Raw genomic sequence first — 20,734 nt, 5'->3', positions numbered from 1 at the left:
ACCTAGCCCTTCTTCTTGTACATCGCCAGCATGCGCTGGGTGACGAGGAACCCGCCGAAGATGTTCACCGAGGCGAGGATCAGCGCAATGAAGCCGAACCAGCGCGCCGGGCCGGGTTCACCGATGGTCGAAACGCCGACGGCGAGCAGCGCACCGACAACGATCACCGAGGAGATCGCGTTGGTGACGGCCATGAGCGGGGTGTGAAGGGCGGGCGTCACCGACCAGACCACGTAGTAGCCTACGAAGATGGCGAGGACGAACACCGAAAGGAAAAAGAAAAAGGGATCGATACCCATTACGCGTCTCCGTCCGTCTTCGGGGCCGCAGGCTTCTTGGCGGCAGGCTTTTTCGCCGCGGGCTTTGCGGCAGTCTCGGCACCGGCCGCCTTGGCGGCGGGCTTGTGCGCCGGAGCCTTCTTGGCCGGAGCTTCGGCTGCGGCGCCGGTCTTGGCGGGAGCCTTTGCGGTTGCCTTGGTCGCGGTCGCCTTGGCCGCAGTCGTTTTGGCGGCAGGCTTGGCGGAAGACGCGCGCGCCGCGCCGGTCTTGGCCGGAGCCTTGGGCTCGGCTTTGGCGGCGGGGGCGGCGCTGGCGGGAGCCGCAGCAGCACCGGCGAAATTGGCGTGCACCACGGCGCCTTCGCGGGTCAGAAGGGTCGCGTTGACCAGTTCGTCTTCCCAATTGACCTTGAGGCCTTTGGCTTCCTTGTCGATCATCGTCTCAAGGAACGCCAGGAGGTTCTTGGCATAAAGCTGGGAAGCGGTCGCCGCGATCTTGCCCTGAAGGTTGAGCTCACCGATGATCGTCACATTGTTGTGGACGATCGTCTGGCCGGGAACGGTCAGTTCCACATTGCCGCCGCGTTCGGCGGCGAGATCGACGATCACCGAACCCGGAGCCATCGATTCGACCATTGCCTTGGTGATCAGCTTGGGCGCGGGGCGACCCGGGATCAGCGCGGTGGTGACGACGATATCCTGCTTGGCGATGTGCCCGGCGACGAGTTCGGCCTGCGCGGCCTGCTCTTCGGGGGTCAATTCGCGGGCATAACCACCGGTGCCCGAAGCATCTTTCAACGCATCGGTCATGATGAATTTGGCGCCCAGCGATTCCACCTGCTCGCCAGCGGCGGCGCGCACGTCGGTGGCCGAAACGGCGGCACCCAGACGCTTGGCGGTGGCGATAGCCTGAAGACCGGCGACGCCGGCGCCCATGACAAACACCTTGGCGGCGCGGACGGTGCCGGCGGCGGTCATCATCATCGGCAGCGCGCGGTCATAGGCCAGCGAGGCTTCGATGACGGCCTGATAGCCGGCGAGGTTGGCCTGGCTCGAGAGCACGTCCATGACCTGGGCACGCGTGATGCGCGGCATCAGTTCCATTGCGAACACCGAGAGCCCGGCCTTGGCGAGCGCGGCGAGTGCCGCCTCATTGCCATAGGGATCGGCGATGGCGAGGACCAGCGCGCCCTTGTTGGCGCCGGCCAGGGCCGAAGCCTCGGGACGGCGAACGGCGAGGACCACATCGGCGCCCTTGACGGCCGCCGCGGCACTCGCTTCCACGTTCGCCCCGGCATCGGTGTACTGCTGGTCGAGGATGCGCGACGCTTCCCCGGCTCCTTTTTCGACGCTGACCGATGCGCCAAACCCGATGAGCTTGGCGATCGTTTCAGGCGTCGCAGCAACGCGGGTTTCTCCCCCCGCGCGCTCACGCATTATGGCAATTTTCATGAAACCCTACCTATGGCGGCCCGCAAGTTAAATCGGCCAGTCCCCCGGACGAACGGCTTACAGGACAAGAAAGAGATACAGACCGACCAGGATCGCGACGGTGACGATGACGGTCCACTTGCTGCCGGCGATGAACGCGGCATAGGTCTTGGTGTGTTCTTCGAATTCCTTGGCCTTCTGCGCCTCGGAGATCGGTTCGTTCGAATAGGTTGCAACCTGGTTTTCGGCCATGGCGGCTTTCCCCTTATCTGAATTTGACCCTGAATGCCCTGTTTAGGGCTGCGTTTTTTCGAGTTCGTCAATGAGTCTTTCGATCATGGACAACCCCAGCGACCAGAATTGCGGGTCGCGGGCATCCAGCCCGAACGGCGCCAGAAGCTCGGAGTGATGTTTGGAGCCTCCTGCGCTGAGCATCTCGAAATACTTTTCGGCGAAACCCTCGCTGGACTTCTCATACTGTGCGTAAAGCGAGTTCACAAGGCAATCGCCGAAAGCATAGGCATAGACATAGAACGGGGCGTGGATGAAATGGCCGATATAGCTCCAGAGAACTTCATATCCATCGTTGAGCCGGATGCCCGGTCCGAGGCTCTCGCGCGAGGTTTCCATCCAGAAAGCGTCGATTTCCTCGGGCCTTAGCTCGCCCTCGCGGCGTGCCAGGTGGATCTTCCGCTCCAGCGTATAGAACGAAATCTGCCGCACGACGGTATTGAGCATGTCCTCGATCTTGGACGCGATCAAAGCGAAGCGCTGTCGGGGGTCGATCGTGGCGTCGAGGATGGCGCGGAAGGTCAACATCTCACCGAAAACACTGGCTGTTTCGGCCAATGTCAGTGGTGTTGAGGCCATTAATTCGCCCTGTGTTGACGCAAGGCGTTGATGAACGCCGTGGCCGAGCTCATGAGCCAGCGTCATGACGTCGCGGGTGCGACCCATATAGTTGAGCATGAGGTAGGGATGGGCCGTGGTGACGGTCGGATGCGCGAAGGCGCCGGGCGCCTTGTTGGGCTTGACGGCGGCGTCGATCCAGCCGCTGTCGAAAAAGGGCTGGGCGATCTCGACCAGCTTGGGCGAGAAGCGGCCATAGGCGTCGAGCACGGTGGTTTTCGCCGTCTCCCAATCGAAGATGCGGTCGTCGGAGGTGGGGAGCGGCGCGTTGCGGTCCCAGGCGTCGAGCTGGTCCTTGCCGAACCATTTGGCTTTCATCTGGTAATAGCGGTGCGAGAGGCGCGGATAGGCCTCGCGGACCGATTTTTCCAGCGCGTCGACAACTTCGCGCTCGACCGAGTTGGCAAGGTGCCGGCTGTCGGCGACATCTTCATAGCCGCGCCAGCGGTCGGCGATTTCCTTGTCCTTGGCCATCACATTGGTGATGTGGGCAAAGAGCTTCTTGTTTTCGGTAAGCGTGGCGCTGAGCGCATGAAAGGCGGCCGAGCGCTTGCCTTCCTGTTTGTCGGAGAGAAGGTTGAGGGTCTGTTCGAGCCCCAGAGTTTCGCCCGCGACGTCGAATTCGAGCGAAGCCATGGTCTCGTCGAACAGGCGATTCCAGGCGGCGTGGCCGGTGACGTATTTGTCGTGGAAAAGCTCTTCCACGCGATCCTCGAGCTGATACGGACGCGCCTTGCGCAACTCGGTGAACCACGGGCGATAGCGGGCAAGGTCGGCATTCGCCTCGAACGCGGCATCGAGGACGGCATCCTCGATGCGGTTGATTTCGAGGGTGAAGAACAACACACGGGTGGACAGGGTGGTCAGCTTGTCCTGCGTGTCGCCCAGGAATTTGACGCGGTCGCCATCGCCGGTGTTCTGGGCGTAGTTGAGATAGGCGAACGAACCCAGCCGGCCCATGACCTCATCGAGCTTTTCATAGCGCCCGACCGCCTCGACCAGCCTGCCCTCACGGGCCAGCGCTTCGAGCTTGCCCTTATAATCGGCCTCGAACCCGGCGGTCTCGGTTTCGAGGAACGAAAGGTCGGCGGCGAGCTCGGGCGAGGTGACGCCGGGGTAAAGGTCGGACAAATCCCATTCGGGAAGCTGGCCGAACTGGTTGTGGGTCGATTGCGGGGCGGGAGAGGACATGGATACTCCGCTTGGTTTGATTTGGCGCGCACCTTATCGGGGCGACCGGCGGCTGCCAAGGCGAGGGCCTTGCTTAAAGCCCTGTTAAAAGATCGGGCCTAGCCTGACCCAAATCGGCACACCACGATTCGCGGGAGTGCCCAGAATATTGGGGAAGTGGCTTTCGCTTATGCATAAGGTTCTGATCGTCGACGATGATCCCATTCAATCTCGTTTGACTTCGGAAGTGGTCGCAAAGGCCGGGTTTATCCCGCTGGCCGTACATTCGGGCGCCGAGGCGCTGGACGTGCTGGCCAGGACCGGCGGTATCGGGGCGATGATCCTCGATATGGTGATGCCCGAAATGGACGGGATGAGCGTGCTCGAAGCGCTCAAGCGCCGGGGAACCGCGCTGCCCGTCATCGTCCAGACGGCCCAGACTTCGCTCGACACCGTGATTTCGGCCATGCGGCTGGGGGCCGTGGACTTTTTCGTCAAGCCGGTGGCGCCCGAGCGGATCACCATTTCGCTGCGCAATGCCCTAAAGCTCGGCACGCTCGAATCCAGCCTCAAGGCCGAGCGGGCGCGGAAAAACGGCCATTTTTCCTTCGCCCATATCGTCACCAAAAGCCCGGCCATGACCCGGACCATGACGCTGGGGAAAAAGGCGGCGGCGAGCACCATTCCCGTGCTGATCGAAGGGGAATCGGGCACCGGTAAGGAGCTGCTGGCCCGCGCCATACAAGGGTCGGGCGAGCGGGCGGGCAAGCCCTTCGTCACGGTCAATTGCGGAGCTATCCCGGCAAACCTGGTCGAATCGACCCTGTTCGGGCACGTCAAAGGCGCCTTCACAGGGGCGACCGCCGACGCGCCGGGGAAATTCCGCGAGGCCCATAACGGGACGCTGTTTCTCGACGAGGTTGGGGAATTGCCGCTCGAAACGCAGGTGAAATTGTTGCGCGCCCTTCAGGAGGGCGAGATCGAGCCGGTTGGGGCGGCAAAGCCGGTCAAGGTCAACGTGCGGGTGATTTCGGCGACCAACCGAAGGCTTTTGAACCTCGCCCGCGACGGGGCGTTCCGCGAGGACCTTTATTACCGGCTCAACGTCTTTCCCGTCTACCTGCCGCCGCTGCGCGAGCGCAAGGACGATATCCCCGCGCTGGTCGACCACTTCATCGCCCGCTTCGCGGCCGAGGAAGGCCGGCGGGTGATTGCGATCGCGCCCGAGGCGCTCGACATGCTGATGGCTTTCGACTGGCCGGGCAATATCCGCCAGCTCGAAAACGCCATCTTCCGCGCCGTAGTGCTGGCCGAAAGCCCGGTGCTCCAGCCCGAGGACTTTCCCCAGATTCTCGTCGCCGAAAAGGGGCGCGAGGCGGCGCTTGCCGACCGGGCGACCGGGTTTACGCCGGCCGAGCCGATCCACATCGACAATGCAATGGCCCTGCCCCGCCTGCCCGACCCAACCCCGGTGGCGGTGCCCGACAGGTTTATCGACGGGACCGGTAATCTTCTGCCGCTGGCCGAAATCGAACGCGAACTGATCGCCTTTGCCATCGACCACAACGCCGGGCGCATGGCGCAGGTGGCGCGGCAATTGGGCATCGGGCGCTCGACGCTCTATCGCAAGCTCAAGGAATATGGGCTGGAAGCCATGGGAGCGCAACATGTTGCCTGAATGCCGCAACGCCTGGGGATTGCAGATCACGCCCGCGGCACCTTGCTTGCGGGACTCGGCAAAGCCGATAAAATTTAATCATTGCGCGCACAAAGATTCGCCGGACGGGCGGACGGATGCGCGGATGGCTTGGTGCGGCATGGTGGACGATTTGGGCTTGGTGTTCAAAAGGCTCCTTTTGGGAGCGGTAGCGTCTGTTTCCCTTCTTTCCTCGGGCGCGTTTGCCTATGAGACGGTCGTCGTCAACGGCGTCGAGGCGACGCGCATCCTGATCGCCCCGCCCAAGACGGAACTGGCGACCACGATACGCGACGGACTGCGCGCCGCGATGGCCGACGCCTCGGGCAGCCGCGAACAGGCCGATGCCGACCGGCTCTATTATTTCTACGGCGCCCGCCATTTCGAGCCGCTGTGGCTTAATGAAACCGATGACGGCATCGTCTTTTCCGATGCCGCCGAAAAGATCGTCTCGCTGTTCGAAAAGGCCCATCTTCAAGGGCTCGACCCGGCCGACTATATGACCGACGGGTTGGATTTGGACGCCGGGGACGATCCCGATGCGCTGGCCGCGCTCGAAGCTGAATTTTCAGCCTCCATTCTGCGCTACGCCAATGACGCCCATTCGGGCCGGCTCGATCCGCGCACGGTGTCGGGCTTTATCGACCTCGACCCCAAGCCGGTGGACGAGGCCGAACTGTTTTCCGCATTGGCCGAGGCTTCCGATCCGGCGGTGGTGCTGATGGGTTATCACCCGACCCATCCCGAATTCGGCGCGCTGCGCGAGCTTCTGGCTGAGCACTATGAAGGTGAAATCGAGGATCTGCCGCCCATCGGAGAGGGCAAGCTGATCAAACTGGGCATGACCGATCTGCGCGTGCCCATGCTGCGCGAGCGGATGGATGTGACGCTGGCGCCCGGCGCCGATCCCGCGATCTATGACGAAGCCCTGGCCGCCGCCGTCGAGGCGTTCCAGGAGGAAATGGGCCTCAACCCCGATGGGGTTGTGGGGCCGGCGACGGTTGCCGCGATCAACGGGGCCAATGGAGCAACCCGCGCCGATATCGTTGCCAATATGGAGCGCTGGCGCTGGATGCCCGAGGATCTGGGCGAATTCAACGTCTTCGTCAACATTCCCGAATTCCGTCTCGACGTGAACCGCGACGGCCGCTCGGTGTGGAACACGCGCATCATCGTGGGCACGGCGGAAAACCAGACGCCGCTGTTTTCCGACATGATCCGGCACGTGGTGACCAACCCCTATTGGAACGTGCCCTCCTCGATCCTGCGCGCGGAAATCTTCCCGCAGGTGGCGCGCAATCCCAACTACATCGCCAGCCAGAACATGGAACTGCTCTATCAGGGCAGCGCCGTGGACCCCTGGATGGTGGACTGGTCGCGCGCCACGCCGGGAATGTTCCGCGTGCGCCAGAAGCCGGGGACGTCCAACGCGCTGGGGCAGGTGAAATTCCTCTTCCCCAACAGCCATGACGTCTATTTGCATGACACCAACGCGCGCTATCTTTTCGAGCGCTCGATGCGGGCGCTGAGCCATGGCTGCGTGCGGGTCGAGGACCCGTTCGGCTTTGCCGAAGCGCTGCTCGAACACGAGCCCGCCATTACCGTGGCGTCGCTGGAAAATACGCTGGGGGGTGGCGAGCGCTGGTTCAACATGGAGCGGCAGGTGCCCGTGCATCTCACCTATTTCACCCTGCGGGTGGGGGCGGATGGGACGGTGCGCTCGTTTGGCGATCTTTACGGGCATAACGCGGCGATTATCGAGATGCTGGGGTTGTGAGGGGCCGGGCTGCCGCTCCGGTGGCTTTCTTTGCTCTCCATCTGACGATGAGGTTGCGGCAGCTCAGCGCCCCCCTCATCCGACCGCTTCGCGGCCACCTTCTCCCACCAGGGGAGAAGGGGAGCTGAGGTTGGGGAAGGATTGGAGCTAACCAAGAGAGCCCCCTTCTCCCCTCAAACACCCACTTGTTGCCCCGGGATAAACCCGGGGTGACGGCGGTGGGAGTGGGGAAGGGTCGGGGTATGTTTCTGGCGGTTGTGTCTTTCGCCGACGCATCGGCGTGCGGGGGAGGTGGATTTTCTCCGCCTTTAAGCCTTCGGTAACAATTTCGCCATTCTCGCGCCGCCTTTAGCCCTCAGCTTGGGCGGATATGGGCAAGGCACAGGGGCACGTACACTTCCCGTTAGCGTTAACGTTTCTCGCAGGGGTTGCTGGTAGGGTGCCGCCGGGTTTTAAATCAAATACGGGCAAAGCGGCGTGACGCGTAGTGTATCGAGTTCAGTCAACCGTTTCATGCGGACCGTTCTGGCCTCAACCATCGCACTGGCATCCATTCTGGCGATGATCGTGCCGGCCCAGGCAGCCAATGAGCGCGAGCTTTATCTCTATTATACCCACACCAAGGAAACGATCAGGATCGTCTATAAGCGCGACGGACGCTTCGTCCAGTCGGCGCTCGAACGGCTGAACGTGTTCTTGCGTGATTGGCGGCGCAACGAGCCCGCCAAGATGGACCCCGCGCTGTTCGACGTGCTGTGGGAAGTCTATCAGCAGGCCGGCGCCAGCCAGCCCATCCATATCGTTTCCGCCTATCGCTCGCCGGCCACCAACGCGATGCTGGCCTCCAATTCTTCTGGGGTCGCCGACAATTCCCAGCACATGAAGGGCAAGGCGATCGATTTCTACATTCCCGGCGTGCCGATCTCGACGCTTCGCGCGCTGGGCATGCGTATTCAGGTGGGCGGGGTCGGCTATTATCCCACATCGGGCAGCCCGTTCGTCCATCTCGACACCGGCTCGGTGCGCGCCTGGCCGCGCATGACCGAGGCGCAATTGCGCGAGATTTTTCCCGATGGCCGCACGCTGCACATCCCCTCCAACGGACGTGTGCTCTCCCAGGAAGGCTATCAGGTCGCCCAGGCCGAATGGGAGCGCTGCCACCGCGTGCCCTGCAACGCCGGCGCTTCGATGAATGGCGCGGTGCAGGTGGCCGATGGCAACCGCCCGCGCACGCTTTGGGACATGATCACCGGCGGCAATGAACAGCCGGCGGCTCAGCAGCAGGCCGCTCCGGTTGCCGTGGCGGCCGCCGCGCCGGCACAGGCGGCTGCGGCTCCGGCGGCTTCGGTCGCTGCGGTGCAGCAGGTTTCCGCCGAGCCCCCTGCCCCGCCGGTCCGCCCCGCCGACCTCATCGCCGGAACCATGGTGGCCGATGGGCCGGCCGTGCCCGAAACGATCCCCTTCCAGGTGATCGACGCCGCCGAAATGACCCGGCAGGTCGCCATGGCCGACACCGGCGAAATCGACGACGCGCCGCTGCCGCCCTCGATGTCTCGCGCCCTGGCCGAATTGCGCGCCGAAACGCCTTCGGCCTATGCGCCCACGGGCGGGGGCACGCTCCAGATCGCCGCGATCCAGGAAGCGCCGGTGCCCCAGCCGCGTCCGCAGTTCACGCCCGCCGTCACCGCTGCGATCGATCCGCAGACTGCTGCCCCCGAAGTGCCGCTGCGCGCCGGGTTCGATGCGGCCATCGAGGCTGCTTCATCGAGCCAGCAAACCGATCTCGACGCCTTTGCCTCGCTGTTCGAAAACGCCGCCATGCCTGCCGACGAGCCGGCCGGTATCGACACGGCGACCGAAAACGCCATGGGCACCATCACGGTTGCCGAGGGTACGCTGTTCGCCCCCGAGCTCGAAACGGTGACCGATACGCTTCTGGCGCCGGCGGCGCTTTCGAGCGATCACTTCGCCTTTGCGGGCGAGGCTTCGAGCGCCGGATCGGGCGGTGAGGAGATCGTTGCGGCCACCGGGTTCACCCGCACCGCGTCGGTGGGCCAGTCGAGCGGCACGTTCGGGCCGGCCCAGACCATCTGGGTCCACTACGATCCGCAGGCCAACTGACACAGTTCGGTCCTCTTTGGTTGCCAAAAAGCCTCCGCCTGACTACATCAGGCGGGCGCGACCCGAAAATGTGACAATACGGTTACGCCGCCCTCACACAGCGTTCACAAGGCAACCCAAGTGTCCGAAAAACCAGCCACTCCGCTGCTCGATACCATCGGCTCGCCCGCCGACCTCAAGGGTTTGAAGCGCGAGGAGCTGACGACGCTCGCCGACGAGCTGCGCACCGAAGTGATCGACGCGGTTTCGGTGACCGGCGGGCATCTGGGCGCCGGGCTGGGCGTGGTGGAGCTGACCGTGGCGCTGCACCATGTCTTCGACACCCCCAACGACCGGATCATCTGGGACGTCGGCCACCAGGCCTACCCGCACAAGGTTTTGACCGGACGGCGCGACCGCATCCGCACGCTGCGCCAGAAGGACGGGCTTTCCGGGTTCACCAAGCGCGGGGAAAGCCAGTACGATCCCTTCGGCGCCGGCCATTCCTCGACCTCGATCTCGGCGGGCCTGGGCATGGCTGTGGGCTCCGAGCTCAAGGGCGAAAAGCGCAACGTGATCGCGGTGATCGGCGACGGCGCCATCTCGGCGGGCATGGCCTATGAAGCCATGAACAACGCCGGGGCGATGGACGCCCGGCTGATCGTCATCCTCAACGACAACGACATGTCGATCGCCCCGCCCACGGGCGCCATGAGCGCCTATCTGGCGCGGCTGGTATCCGGCCCCGCCTATCGCGGGCTGCGCGGCGCCGCCAAGCAATTCGTCGAAAGCGTGATGCCGCCCTTCATCAAGGACAAGGCGCGCAAGACCGAGGAATATGCGCGGGGGTTCTGGACCGGAGGCACGCTGTTCGAGGAGCTGGGGTTCTATTACGTCGGGCCGATCGATGGGCACAATCTCGATCATCTGCTGCCGGTGCTCAGGAATGTGCGCGACGCCGAGACGGGGCCGATCCTCATCCATGTGGTGACCCAGAAGGGTAAGGGCTACGCCCCCGCCGAGCAGGCGGCAGACAAATATCACGGCGTTTCCAAGTTCAACGTCATCACCGGGGCGCAGGCCAAGGCCTCCACCAACGCGCCGTCCTACACATCGGTGTTTGCCGAGAGCCTGATCGACGAGGCCGAGCGCGACGAGGCGATCGTCGCGATCACCGCCGCGATGCCCTCGGGGACCGGGCTCGACAAGTTCGAAAAGCGGTTTCCCGAGCGCACATTCGACGTGGGGATCGCCGAGCAGCACGCGGTGACCTTTGCGGCGGGCATGGCGACCGAGGGGCTGAAACCCTTCTGCACCATCTATTCGACATTTCTCCAGCGCGCCTATGATCAACTGGTCCACGACGTGGCGATCCAGCACCTGCCGGTGCGTTTCCCGATCGACCGGGCCGGCTATGTGGGCGCCGACGGGCCGACCCATGCGGGCTCGTTCGACGTCGCCTATCTTTCGGCGCTGCCGGGCATTGTGGTGATGGCGGCGGGCGACGAGGCCGAACTGCGCCACATGGTGGCGACCGCCGCCGCCTATGACGAAGGCCCCATCGCCTTCCGCTATCCGCGCGGCGAGGGCGTGGGGGTGGAAATGCCCGAACACGGGACCCCGCTCGAGATCGGGCGCGGGCGGGTTTTGAAAGAGGGCACGACCGTGGCGCTGCTCTCGCTGGGCACGCGGCTTTCCGAATGCCTTGCGGCGGCGGAAACGCTGGGAACGTATGGATTTTCGACCACGGTTGCCGATGCACGCTTCGCCAAGCCGCTCGACGAGGACCTGCTGGCCCGGCTGGCACGCGGGCATGCGGTGCTGATCACCGTGGAAGAAGGCGCGATCGGCGGGTTCGGCTCGCACGTCGCGACCCGGCTGGCCCAGCTCGGGCTGCTCGATCATGGGCTGAAGTTCCGGCCGCTGGTTATGCCCGACCGCTATATCGAACAGGCGGGGCAGACCGACATGTACGCCGAGGCGGGGTTGGACCGGAACGGGATCGTGGAAACGGCGCTGCTGGCGCTGGGCGATCAGGAAAACGCGTTACGTGCCCTGCGGGCTGCCGGGCATGAGGCGGTTTAGAGGGGGGCGGTCGCTCTCCCTGCAGGCTAGGGCCTGCTCCGACCTTTCAGTTCGTCATTGTCGGGCGTGACCCGACAATCCGCAACGCTGCCCAGGTGCGGGAGGGGTTGGAGGACACACTTCTTCTGAGTTGCGTGGAAACCTTGCGGGTCTCCGGGTCAAGCCCGAATACGACGAGGTGGAGGAAATGAGCGTGTCAAAACCTCGGGGGATGGGGAAGCGCTGAGGCTGGATTCCGGGAATAAGACCCGGAATGACAGCGCAGGTGTTTGAGGCACCGCTTCGCCTTATCCCCACGCCGTAGGCCTTATTCCGCCGCTTCGTCGTATTCGGCTTGCGAACCGGGATCGGCCATGCCCAGGGCGTGGAGGTAGAGGTCGAGGATGGCTTCCTGCTCGGCGCGTTCGTTGCGGTCCTGCTTGCGGATGCGGACGATGGTGCGCATGACCTTGGTGTCGAAACCCGACCCTTTGGCCTCGGCATAGACTTCCTTGATATCGTCGGCGATGGCCTTTTTTTCTTCCTCGAGGCGTTCGATCCGTTCGATGAAGGCGCGCAACTGGTCGCGCGCGATGCCGTGGTCAGCCATGAATCACACTTTCCAAAAGTAAAGTTCCTTGCCGCTTATCAATCCCATCGGCGGGGCGAGTTCAAGGCTCGTGATCAAATTCGTGAAAGGGTGTGGAAAGCGCGATGCGCCCCAACCTATTTTTGCCCCGCCGCCGGTTTAGAGCGGCAGGCCCGGCCCAGCGCGCCAAGGCCTATAATAGCATGAAGCTCACTGCCCATTGACATAAGCGAACCCCTTGATCAGAAACACCATGGCTCATTTTTCACCCACGCGAACCAACCCCGTGTCGTCCATGCTCCGCACCCTCGCGATCGCTGCCCTCGTCATGCTGCCGGCGTCGGTGGCCCTGCCCCGGCCGGCGCTGGCCGATCTGCGGGTCTGCAACCAGACCCAGAGCACGATTTCCATCGCCTTCGGATATCGGGCCGATTCCGGCTGGCAATCGGAAGGCTGGTGGGTTGCCAACCCGGAAGCCTGCGCGACGGTCTATCAGGGGGATCTGGGCTCGCGGTACTATTACCTCTACGCCGTCGACGACATGGCCGGCGGCGCATGGGACGGCTCGGTGTTCATGTGCACGCAAGATTCGAGCTTTACCATCTTCGGCGTCGAGGATTGCCTGGCGCGCGGCTATGAGCGCACCGGATTTTTTGAAATCGATACGCAGGGCCGTACCGATTGGACCATGCAATTGACCGAAAACAATTCAACCAGTCTGGATGTTCAATGAAGAGATCGCGCCGCGTAAAGATCGTCGCAACGCTTGGACCGGCCTCGAACGACCCCAAGGTCATCGAGGAGCTCGTGCGCGCCGGCGCCGACGTGTTCCGCATCAATATGAGCCATGCCAGCCATGAATTGATGCGCGAAACCGTCGCCAAGATCCGCGAAGTCGAGCGCGTCGTGCGCTATCCCATCGGCATTCTGGTCGATCTGCAGGGCCCCAAGCTCCGGGTCGGCACCTTTGCCGAGGGCTCGGTGATGCTGGCCAAGGACGAGACCTTTACGCTCGACGCCTCCGACAAGCCCGGCGACAAGACACGCGTTTACCTGCCGCATCCGGAAATCTTTTCCTCAGTCAAGACCGGCGACCGGCTGCTGCTCGACGACGGCAAGATCGAATTGCGCGTTTCGGCGATCTCGCCCGAGGCCATCAACACCACAGTGGTTTATGGCGGCAAGCTTTCCAACAAGAAGGGCGTTTCGCTGCCCGACACCATTCTGGCCGTCGGCGTCTTGACCGACAAGGACAGATCGGACCTGCAGGCCGCGTTGGCCGAGGAGATCGACTGGATCGCCCTTTCCTTCGTGCAGCGCCCCGAAGATATGATCGACGTGCGCAAGATCGTCCAGGGACGCGCCGGGGTTCTGGCCAAGATCGAAAAGCCCCAGGCCATCGAACGGCTCGAGGAAATCATCAGGCTTTCGGACGCCATCATGATCGCGCGCGGCGATCTGGGCGTGGAAATGCCGCTCGAATCGGTGCCAGGCATGCAAAAGCGCATTACCCGCATGTGCCGCCGGCTGGGCAAGCCCGTGGTGGTGGCCACCCAGATGCTCGAATCCATGATCACCGCGCCTGTGCCCACCCGCGCGGAGGTTTCGGACGTGTCCATCGCCGTGTTCGAGGGCGCCGACGCCATCATGCTTTCGGCCGAAAGCGCCTCGGGCTCCTACCCGGTGCAGGCGGTGACCACAATGAACCGGATTGCCGAGGCGGTCGAACAGGACGCGCTCTACCCCGGCATCATCCGCGCCCAGGCCACCGAGCCCGAGGCAACGGCAGCCGACGCCATTTCGGCGGCGACGCGCCAGGTGGCCGAAACGCTCGATCTGGCGGCCATCGTCACCTACACCTCGTCGGGCTCGACGGGCATCCGCGCCAGCCGCGAGCGGCCCTCCAAACCCATTATCGCGCTTTCGCCCAAGCTCTCGACGGTGCGGCGGCTTTCCATCGTCTGGGGGCTGCATTGCGTGCAGACCGAGGACGCGATTTCGCTCGACGACATGGTCGATCGGGCGTGCTCAATCGCTTATGTGGAAGGGTTGGCGCGACCGGGGGACCGCGTGGCGATCACCGCCGGCGTGCCGCTGGGAACGCCCGGGGCGACCAATATGCTGCGGATTGCGTTCGTGGGGCAGGATGGGGCTGGGGGGTCTTAGGGGACGCTGCGCTTCCGGCAGGCGCTGGCACCCCTCATCCGACCCGGCTTCGCCGGCCCACCTTCTCCCTCAAGGGGAGAAGGGTAGCGCGTGGCAGCGTTTGAGTTCCTGCTTTGGCCTTGCCCAATCACCCCTTCTCCCCTTGAGGCGAGAAGGCCCCGCAGGGGCGGTGAGCTGAGCTGCCACGAGCGCTGGGGATCACACTTCCTCTGAGGAGGTGGGAGCGCTGCATCGTCCTCGGGTCAAGCCCGGGACAGCGAGGTTGGAGAACGGTTCGCCAAAGCTCTCTCCGCTTCGGGCAAGCTCGGCGCGCCCTTACCCACGGAGTCATCCCGGCCGGAGAGCCGGGGGGGTGACAGGGGTTTGATTGGGCGATGGTGGTGCACCTGTCATCGAGCGGCCCCAAGTGCGGGGTTCGAGCGTCTCGCTAATCTCTCCTCGTCATTGTCGGGCGTGACCCGACAATCCGCAACGCTGCAAGAAAATGCAGGAGGGGTTTGGGGATGCACTTCTGCTGGGGGTGTCGAAGCCTCGTGGGTCCCTGGGTCAAGCCCGAGGACGACGAGGTGGAGGGGCGGAGCGTGTGGCCGCGGGCCTTCGCTTACACTTCGCGCATTTGCACAATCGGCAAACAAAAAGGCCCGCCGAAGCGAGCCTTTTTAAAGCCGATGAAGCGGCAGGTTAGCCCTGGCGGGCCTTCATGCGCTTGTTGACCTTGTTGATGATATAGACGCGGCCACGGCGACGGACCAGCTTGTTGTCCCGGTGACGGGCCATGAGCGCCTTGAGCGAGTTGCGGATTTTCATTTTTATCTCTCAGACAATAAAAGATCGGCGGAGCTCAAGGCACCGCTTAAGAAGTTGGGCGGAACATAGGGGCAAAGCCCCGAACTGTCAACGCGAGTCGGAAGGCTCGGGAACGACAATTTGCGAGCCTCCGCCCTGCCCTCAATTCCGCGCCCGCGTGCGCGTTCCGACCGGATCGGCGGCGATTTCTTCCCAGCGGATGCACGAAGCCTGCGAGCCGTTGTCGGTCACTTCCAGAGGCGGGACGATCTCGGCGCAGCGGTCGATGGCATAGGGGCAGCGGGTGCGGAAATAGCAGCCCGAAGGCGGATTGATGGGCGATGGGATTTCGCCCTCCAGCCCTTCGATCCGGTGCTCGCGCGCCTGCCGGGGATCGGCGATCGGCACGGCGGTAAGCAGCGCCCGGCTATAGGGGTGGCGCGGGTCGTTGTAGAGGGTTTCGGATTCGGCAAGCTCGGCGATACGGCCCAGATAGAGCACGAGGATACGATCAGAGACGTGGCGCACCACCGAAAGGTCGTGGCTGATGAAGATCAGCGTCAGCCCGAACTCATCCTTGAGATCGGCCAGAAGGTTGAGGATCTGCGCCTGGATCGAAACGTCGAGGGCCGAGACCGGCTCGTCGCACAAGATGAGCTTGGGGCCGGTGACCAGCGCCCGGGCGATGCCGATGCGCTGGGCCTGACCGCCGGAAAACTCGTGCGGGTAGCGGTTGATCATTTCGGGCAGCAGCCCCACCGCATCCATCACCTCGCGCACGCGGGCGAGACGCTGCTTCTTGTTCATCTCCGGCTTGAGGGTGCGCAGGGGGTCGGCGATGATCTCGCCCACCGTCATGCGCGGATTGAGCGAGGCCAGCGGGTCCTGGAAGATGATCTGGAGGTCCTGGCGCGCACGGCGCATCTCGTCCTTCTTGAACTCGGTGAGGTCGCGCCCCAGCCAGATCACCTTGCCGTCGTCGGGCTCGATGAGCTGGAGGATGCAACGGCCGAGCGTGGATTTCCCGCAGCCGGACTCGCCTACGATCCCCAGCGTTTCGCCGCGATTGACCGTAAAGCTCACATCGTCGACGGCCGTCAGCATCAAGGGCTTCTTGAACAGGCCCACTTCGATGGCGAAGCGCTTGGTGAGGTTCTGGACGTTCAGCAATACGCCTGTTTGATCACTCATCAGGCAACCTTTTCGTTGGTATTCTTGACGGCATCGTCATGGTGGCAGGCCGACACGCGGCCGTCGGTGCGCGGCATCAGCGCCGGGCGTTCCTTGACGCAGATTTCCGTGCGGAACGCGCAGCGCGGATTGAACGAGCAGCCGGGCGGCAGATTGGTGAGGTTGGGCGGCTGCCCCTTGACCGGATCGAGACGCTTACGCTTGGCTTCGACGCGGGGAGTCGAGTGCAGGAGTCCCAGCGTATAGGGGTGGCGGGGGCTGTAGAACAGCTCCTCGACGGTGCCCTTTTCGACGGCACGACCGCCATACATGACCATCATGGTGTCGGCGAGACCCGCGACGACGCCCAGATCGTGGGTGATCATCACCAGCGCTGTGTTGAACTTTTCGGTCAGCTCCTTAAAGAGCCGCAGCATCTGGGCCTGAACCGTTACGTCGAGGGCGGTCGTAGGTTCGTCGGCGATCAAAACCTTGGGTTCACACAGGAGCGCCATGGCGATCATCACGCGCTGGCGTTGGCCGCCCGAGAGCTCGTGCGGATAGGCGCGGATGACGCGCTTGGCGTCCGGCAGGTGCACGGTGCGCAGCATCTGCTCGGATTTTTCCAGCGCCTGCCTGCGGTTCATGCCCTTGTGCCGGATAAGCACCTCGACCATCTGGTCGGCGATCCGCATATAGGGGTTGAGCGAGGTCATCGGATCCTGGAAGATCATCGCGATGTCCTTGCCCCGGATCGCGTCGAGATCGCGCGGGCGCATGCCCACGAGCTCGGTGCCCGCCACTTTGGCGCTGCCGGTGGCCGTGCCGTTGCGGGCCAGCAGCCCCATGATGGAGAGGAACGCCTGGCTCTTGCCCGAGCCGCTTTCGCCCACCACCGCAAGGGTCTGGCCGGCCTTCAAAGAAAAGTTCATTTCCCGAACGGCCTGCACCTGCCGGTCCTGCAACTGGAAGGTGACCGAGAGGTCTTTGACCTCCAAAACATTCTCAGTCATGGATCAACGGTCCTTTGGATCGAGTGCGTCGCGCAGGCCGTCGCCGATATAGGTGAGGCACAACAGCATGGAGACCAGGACGATCGCCGGGTAGATCAACAGCCACGGCATGACCTCGGCCACCGGCCCGCCATTGGAGATCAGCGTGCCCAGCGAAGTCAGCGGCTCCTGCACGCCCAGGCCGATGAACGAAAGGAAGCTCTCGGTCAGGATGATCTCGGGGATGGTGAGCGTCGCATAGATCACCACCGGGCCGGTCAGATTGGGCACGATGTGACGCATGATGATGGTGAAGGGGCCAGCGCCGCCGGCTCTTGCCGCTTCGATGAATTCACGCTCCTTGAGCGAGAGGGTCTGGCCGCGCACGATGCGGGCCATGGTGAGCCATTCGAGCATGCCGATGCCCACGAACAGCAGCACCGGCGACCGCCCGAAGATCACCACAAGGATGATGATGAACAGAATGGTGGGCAGCGCGTACATGATGTCGACGAAGCGCATCATGAGCGAATCCACCCGCCCGCCGAAATAGCCGGCTACCGCACCGTAGATCACCCCGATGAACACCGAGACGAAGGTGGCGACGGCGGCGACAATGATGCTCATCTGCGTGCCCTGGAAGAGGCGGGCGAGCATGTCGCGGCCGTTCTGGTCGGTGCCCAGATAGTGGCCAGCTTCCCAATTGGGCGGCTGGCGCATGGCGGTCCAGTCGACCTCGCCCACGCCCCAGGGCACGAAGAACGGGCCGATGAAGGCGGCAAGGATGATCGCCAGGAGGACGAAGATCGAAATCATCGCCGCCTTGTTTTTCGAGAGGCGATAGAGCGCATCCTGGGTGAGCGAGCGGCCCTGCGGGGTTTCGAGCTGCTCGGCATACTCGGTCAGCACGGTGTCTTTACCAGTCAGGCCGGCCATCAGCGGTACCTCACTTTGGGATCGATCCACGCATAGACGATGTCGACCAGGAGATTGAGGATGAGAATGAGGATCACGTAGAAGATCGTGGTGCCCAGAACGAGGCCGTAATCGCGGTTGAGCGCGGCGTTGATGAAATAGCGCCCGATGCCGGGAAGCCCGAACACCTGTTCGACGACCAGCGATCCGGTGAGCAGATAGCTCAGCCCCGGCCCGAGATAGGAAACCACCGGGAGCAGCGCGGGCTTGATGGCGTGGCGGGCCAGCACCAGCCGCTCGCCGATGCCCTTGGACTTGGCGGTGCGGATATAATTGGTGCCCAGGATTTCGATCATCGAGCCGCGCATCAGGCGCGAAATGCGCGCCGCGTGTGGCCAGGACAGGACGATCACCGGCAGGATCAAATGCGCGATGGAGAAATAGGGGAAACCGCCGGCCGGCAGCCAGCGCAGATAGACGCCGAACCAGAGCTGCAACAGCGCCGCGATCAGGAAGTTGGGGACGATTACCCCGATCATGACGAAAAAGACCAGCGCGTAATCGGGCCATTTGTTCTGGTTCACCGCCGCGATGATGCCGGCGATCACCCCGATGGTGGTGGCCAGAACGAAGGCTGTGAAGCCCAGCATCAGCGTGAAGGGCAGCCCGATGGCCAGAAGCTGGCTGACCGAGAAATCATAGGACGTCATCGAGGGGCCGAGATCGCCCTGCAGCACGCCGCCAACGTAGAGCAGATACTGCTCCCAGATGGGCTTATCGAGATTGTAGTGCGCCAAAACGTTTTGAAGCACGGCCGGAGGCAGGGGCCGCTCACCGTCGAAGGGGCCGCCGGGAGCCAGGCGCAGCACGATAAAGCAGAGCGTGATCGCGATAAACGCGATGGGGAGCGCCGCAAGTATGCGGCGCAGCACATATCTGATCATAGTGAGGTACCGATCTTTTGACGGGCGGTGCCGGTAAACACAGCCGATGCCCGTTTTTCAATACGGCAAAGCCGCGGGACAAAGCCCCGCGGCCATGCTTAATCGTATATTAACCTAGTCTTCCGACATCGACAACCAGCGCGTGCGGTGGATGTCCTTGGCGTTGGATTCAAAGCCTTCGACTTCCGGCGACACCACGTTCTTGGAAACGTAGTAGTAAAGCGGGAAGGCGGCGGTTTCGCTCATGGCGATCACTTCGGCCTCACGCAGCACTTCGGCGCGCGCATCCATGTCGAGGATCGTGGCGCTCTCGCGCAGCAGTTCGTCGAACTCGGGATTGTTGTAGCGGCCGTAGTTGTAGATGATGTCCGAACGCAGCAGTTCGAGCATGTTGATGGGATCGTTATAGTCCATCAGCCAGCCCGCGCGGCCAACACCGTCGAAATCATTGTTCTGAAGCGCGTCGTAGTGGACGGCGACTTCGGAATTGAACAATTCGACCTGAACGTGCAGCGGCTCCCACATGGCGGCGATGGCCACGGCGATGCGCTGGTGGTTTTCATTGGTGTTGTAGCGAAGCTGCAGGGTCAGCGGGTTGCTGGCCGAATAGCCAGCTGCTTCCATGATCGACACGGCCTCGGCGACACGCTCGCCATATTCGAGGTCGGCCCAATCGGGAACGTAACCCTCGAAATCATAGTTCGCGGTGCCCGGCGGGACCCAGCCATAGGCCGGCAATTCGCCCGTGCCCAGGATGTTGGGCCCGATCACGTCACGGTTGATGGCCATCGACATGGCTTCGCGAACCGCAGGATCGGCCAGCTCCTCCTTGTTGTGGTTGATGACGTAGTAATAGACGCCCAGGAACGGATCGACGCGCGCCTGGCCGGGATACTGGTCCTGCAGGAGCTGGTACTGATCGGTCGGGAAGTCGGTCAGGATGTGGAAATCGCCGGCGCGGAAGCGCTGGAAGGCGGCCGAGATATCATCCATCGCGTAGTAATAGACCTCTTCGATGTCGACGTTTTCGGCATCGTAATAGGTCTCGCTCTTTTCAGAACGGATGTAGCTGTTGGGAATCCATTCGACGATGGTGTAGGCGCCGTTGGAAACGATGTTGCCCGGCTGAATCCACTCATCCCCGAACTCTTCGACCAGATGCATAGGCACCGGGAAGGCGGTGTAGTGGGTGAGCGCGTCGACAAAATAAGGCGTGGGCTGCTCGAGCGTGAATTCGATGGTCTTGTCATCGATTACACTTATGCCCAGCTCGTCGGCTTCCATCTCGCCGGCGTTGACCGCTTCGGCGTTCTTGATGGGGTACTGCAGATAGGCGTAGTCCGACGCCCTTTCAGGATCGAGCAGACGCTTGAAGGCGTATTCGAAATCCTGGGCCTTGACCGGCTCGCCATCGCTCCAGACGGCATCTTCGCGGATGGTGAAGGTGTAAACCAGGCCATCGTCGGAGACGGTGTAATCGGAAGCCTGGCCCAGCATCGGCTCGGCGTGCGAATCTTCGGTCATCAGACCTTCGAGATAATCGCCGACGATGCGGTTTTCCCAATCGCCCGACACGCGGTGCGGATCGATGGAGGCCGGCTCGCCGCCGTTGAACACGTTGAGTGTTTCCGCCGAGGCGGTACCCGCCATTGCCACTGCCATGAGGCCGGCAAGGACGCCGCCCGCAAGGACGTGCTTGAGATACATGATGGTCGTCTCCTTTGACTGCAACCTAAAGCATTCTCGCT

General features: G+C 63.1%; 17 protein-coding genes. 6 read left to right on the top strand and 11 right to left on the bottom strand.

Annotated elements, in window-relative coordinates; translation table 11 throughout:
- Nucleotides 1-2: 2 nt before the first annotated feature.
- The 4 genes from V4T21_RS02085 to V4T21_RS02070 are packed head-to-tail and all read right to left on the bottom strand — an operon-like array spanning nucleotide 3 to nucleotide 3,808.
- Entirely contained in the window at nucleotides 3-299 is a 297-nt protein-coding gene (locus V4T21_RS02085) for a proton-translocating transhydrogenase family protein (protein ID WP_325486371.1), read from the bottom strand.
- Complete coding sequence (locus V4T21_RS02080; RefSeq protein ID WP_332712339.1) at nucleotides 299-1,729, bottom strand: Re/Si-specific NAD(P)(+) transhydrogenase subunit alpha; 1,431 nt, start codon at nucleotides 1,727-1,729, stop codon at nucleotides 299-301. The genes V4T21_RS02085 and V4T21_RS02080 overlap by 1 nt, the downstream gene beginning before the upstream one ends.
- A gap of 57 nt (nucleotides 1,730-1,786) precedes the next feature.
- On the bottom strand, nucleotides 1,787-1,960 hold the full coding sequence (locus V4T21_RS02075) for an aa3-type cytochrome c oxidase subunit IV (protein ID WP_332712336.1): 174 nt from the start codon (nucleotides 1,958-1,960) through the stop codon (nucleotides 1,787-1,789).
- Between the two features lie 42 nt (nucleotides 1,961-2,002).
- On the bottom strand, nucleotides 2,003-3,808 hold the full coding sequence (locus tag V4T21_RS02070) for a M3 family oligoendopeptidase (RefSeq protein ID WP_332712333.1): 1,806 nt from the start codon (nucleotides 3,806-3,808) through the stop codon (nucleotides 2,003-2,005).
- 169 nt (nucleotides 3,809-3,977) lie between these two features.
- Here V4T21_RS02070 and V4T21_RS02065 point away from each other — a divergent pair, with 169 nt between their 5' ends.
- From V4T21_RS02065 to dxs, 4 genes are all read left to right on the top strand, one after another.
- Nucleotides 3,978-5,465: a sigma-54-dependent transcriptional regulator gene (locus V4T21_RS02065; protein ID WP_332712331.1), complete on the top strand. Its 1,488-nt coding sequence runs from the start codon at nucleotides 3,978-3,980 to the stop codon at nucleotides 5,463-5,465.
- 160 nt (nucleotides 5,466-5,625) lie between these two features.
- Nucleotides 5,626-7,260 (top strand): L,D-transpeptidase family protein, encoded by a 1,635-nt coding sequence (locus V4T21_RS02060; protein WP_332712328.1) that lies wholly within the window; start codon nucleotides 5,626-5,628, stop codon nucleotides 7,258-7,260.
- Between the two features lie 477 nt (nucleotides 7,261-7,737).
- On the top strand, nucleotides 7,738-9,381 hold the full coding sequence (locus V4T21_RS02055) for a peptidoglycan L,D-endopeptidase MepK (protein WP_332712325.1): 1,644 nt from the start codon (nucleotides 7,738-7,740) through the stop codon (nucleotides 9,379-9,381).
- 120 nt (nucleotides 9,382-9,501) lie between these two features.
- The gene (gene dxs, locus V4T21_RS02050) at nucleotides 9,502-11,445 is read left to right on the top strand and encodes a 1-deoxy-D-xylulose-5-phosphate synthase (RefSeq protein WP_332712323.1); all 1,944 of its coding nucleotides are present in this window, start codon (nucleotides 9,502-9,504) and stop codon (nucleotides 11,443-11,445) included.
- 307 nt (nucleotides 11,446-11,752) lie between these two features.
- Here dxs and V4T21_RS02045 read toward each other — a convergent pair whose 3' ends face one another.
- A complete protein-coding gene (locus tag V4T21_RS02045) occupies nucleotides 11,753-12,034 on the bottom strand; it encodes a DUF2312 domain-containing protein (protein ID WP_332712320.1) in 282 nt (93 codons plus the stop codon).
- 232 nt (nucleotides 12,035-12,266) lie between these two features.
- Between V4T21_RS02045 and V4T21_RS02040 the strand changes: the two genes are divergently transcribed.
- Both V4T21_RS02040 and pyk read left to right on the top strand, forming a co-directional pair.
- Nucleotides 12,267-12,746: a DUF1036 domain-containing protein gene (locus tag V4T21_RS02040; RefSeq protein ID WP_332712317.1), complete on the top strand. Its 480-nt coding sequence runs from the start codon at nucleotides 12,267-12,269 to the stop codon at nucleotides 12,744-12,746.
- Nucleotides 12,743-14,179 carry a pyruvate kinase gene (gene pyk, locus V4T21_RS02035; protein ID WP_332712315.1) on the top strand — a complete coding sequence of 479 codons (1,437 nt, stop codon included), beginning with the start codon at nucleotides 12,743-12,745 and terminating at the stop codon, nucleotides 14,177-14,179. Before V4T21_RS02040 ends, pyk begins: the two co-directional genes overlap by 4 nt.
- A 681-nt stretch (nucleotides 14,180-14,860) precedes the next feature.
- On the opposite strand, the gene ykgO is transcribed toward pyk, so the two are convergent.
- The 6 genes from ykgO to V4T21_RS02005 all read right to left on the bottom strand — a co-directional run bounded on the left by ykgO (nucleotide 14,861) and on the right by V4T21_RS02005 (nucleotide 20,693).
- Entirely contained in the window at nucleotides 14,861-14,986 is a 126-nt protein-coding gene (gene ykgO / locus V4T21_RS02030) for a type B 50S ribosomal protein L36 (protein ID WP_332712312.1), read from the bottom strand.
- Nucleotides 14,987-15,127: 141 nt separating this feature from the next.
- Nucleotides 15,128-16,156, bottom strand: a complete 1,029-nt coding sequence (locus V4T21_RS02025) for an ABC transporter ATP-binding protein (RefSeq protein ID WP_332712309.1) — start codon at nucleotides 16,154-16,156, stop codon at nucleotides 15,128-15,130.
- Nucleotides 16,156-17,148 (bottom strand): ABC transporter ATP-binding protein, encoded by a 993-nt coding sequence (locus tag V4T21_RS02020; protein WP_332712307.1) that lies wholly within the window; start codon nucleotides 17,146-17,148, stop codon nucleotides 16,156-16,158. The genes V4T21_RS02025 and V4T21_RS02020 overlap by 1 nt, the downstream gene beginning before the upstream one ends.
- Before the next feature lie 3 nt (nucleotides 17,149-17,151).
- The gene (locus V4T21_RS02015; protein ID WP_332712305.1) at nucleotides 17,152-18,063 is read right to left on the bottom strand and encodes an ABC transporter permease; all 912 of its coding nucleotides are present in this window, start codon (nucleotides 18,061-18,063) and stop codon (nucleotides 17,152-17,154) included.
- Nucleotides 18,063-18,986, bottom strand: a complete 924-nt coding sequence (locus tag V4T21_RS02010) for an ABC transporter permease subunit (RefSeq protein ID WP_332712302.1) — start codon at nucleotides 18,984-18,986, stop codon at nucleotides 18,063-18,065. Before V4T21_RS02010 ends, V4T21_RS02015 begins: the two co-directional genes overlap by 1 nt.
- Nucleotides 18,987-19,100: 114 nt before the next feature.
- Nucleotides 19,101-20,693, bottom strand: a complete 1,593-nt coding sequence (locus tag V4T21_RS02005; RefSeq protein ID WP_440589606.1) for a peptide ABC transporter substrate-binding protein — start codon at nucleotides 20,691-20,693, stop codon at nucleotides 19,101-19,103.
- Nucleotides 20,694-20,734 lie beyond the last annotated feature (41 nt).

Source organism: Pelagibacterium mangrovi (assembly GCF_036662815.1).
In the GTDB taxonomy this organism is placed as follows: Bacteria; Pseudomonadota; Alphaproteobacteria; order Rhizobiales; family Devosiaceae; genus Pelagibacterium; species Pelagibacterium mangrovi.
This window is presented reverse-complemented; position numbering and strand designations above follow the sequence as displayed.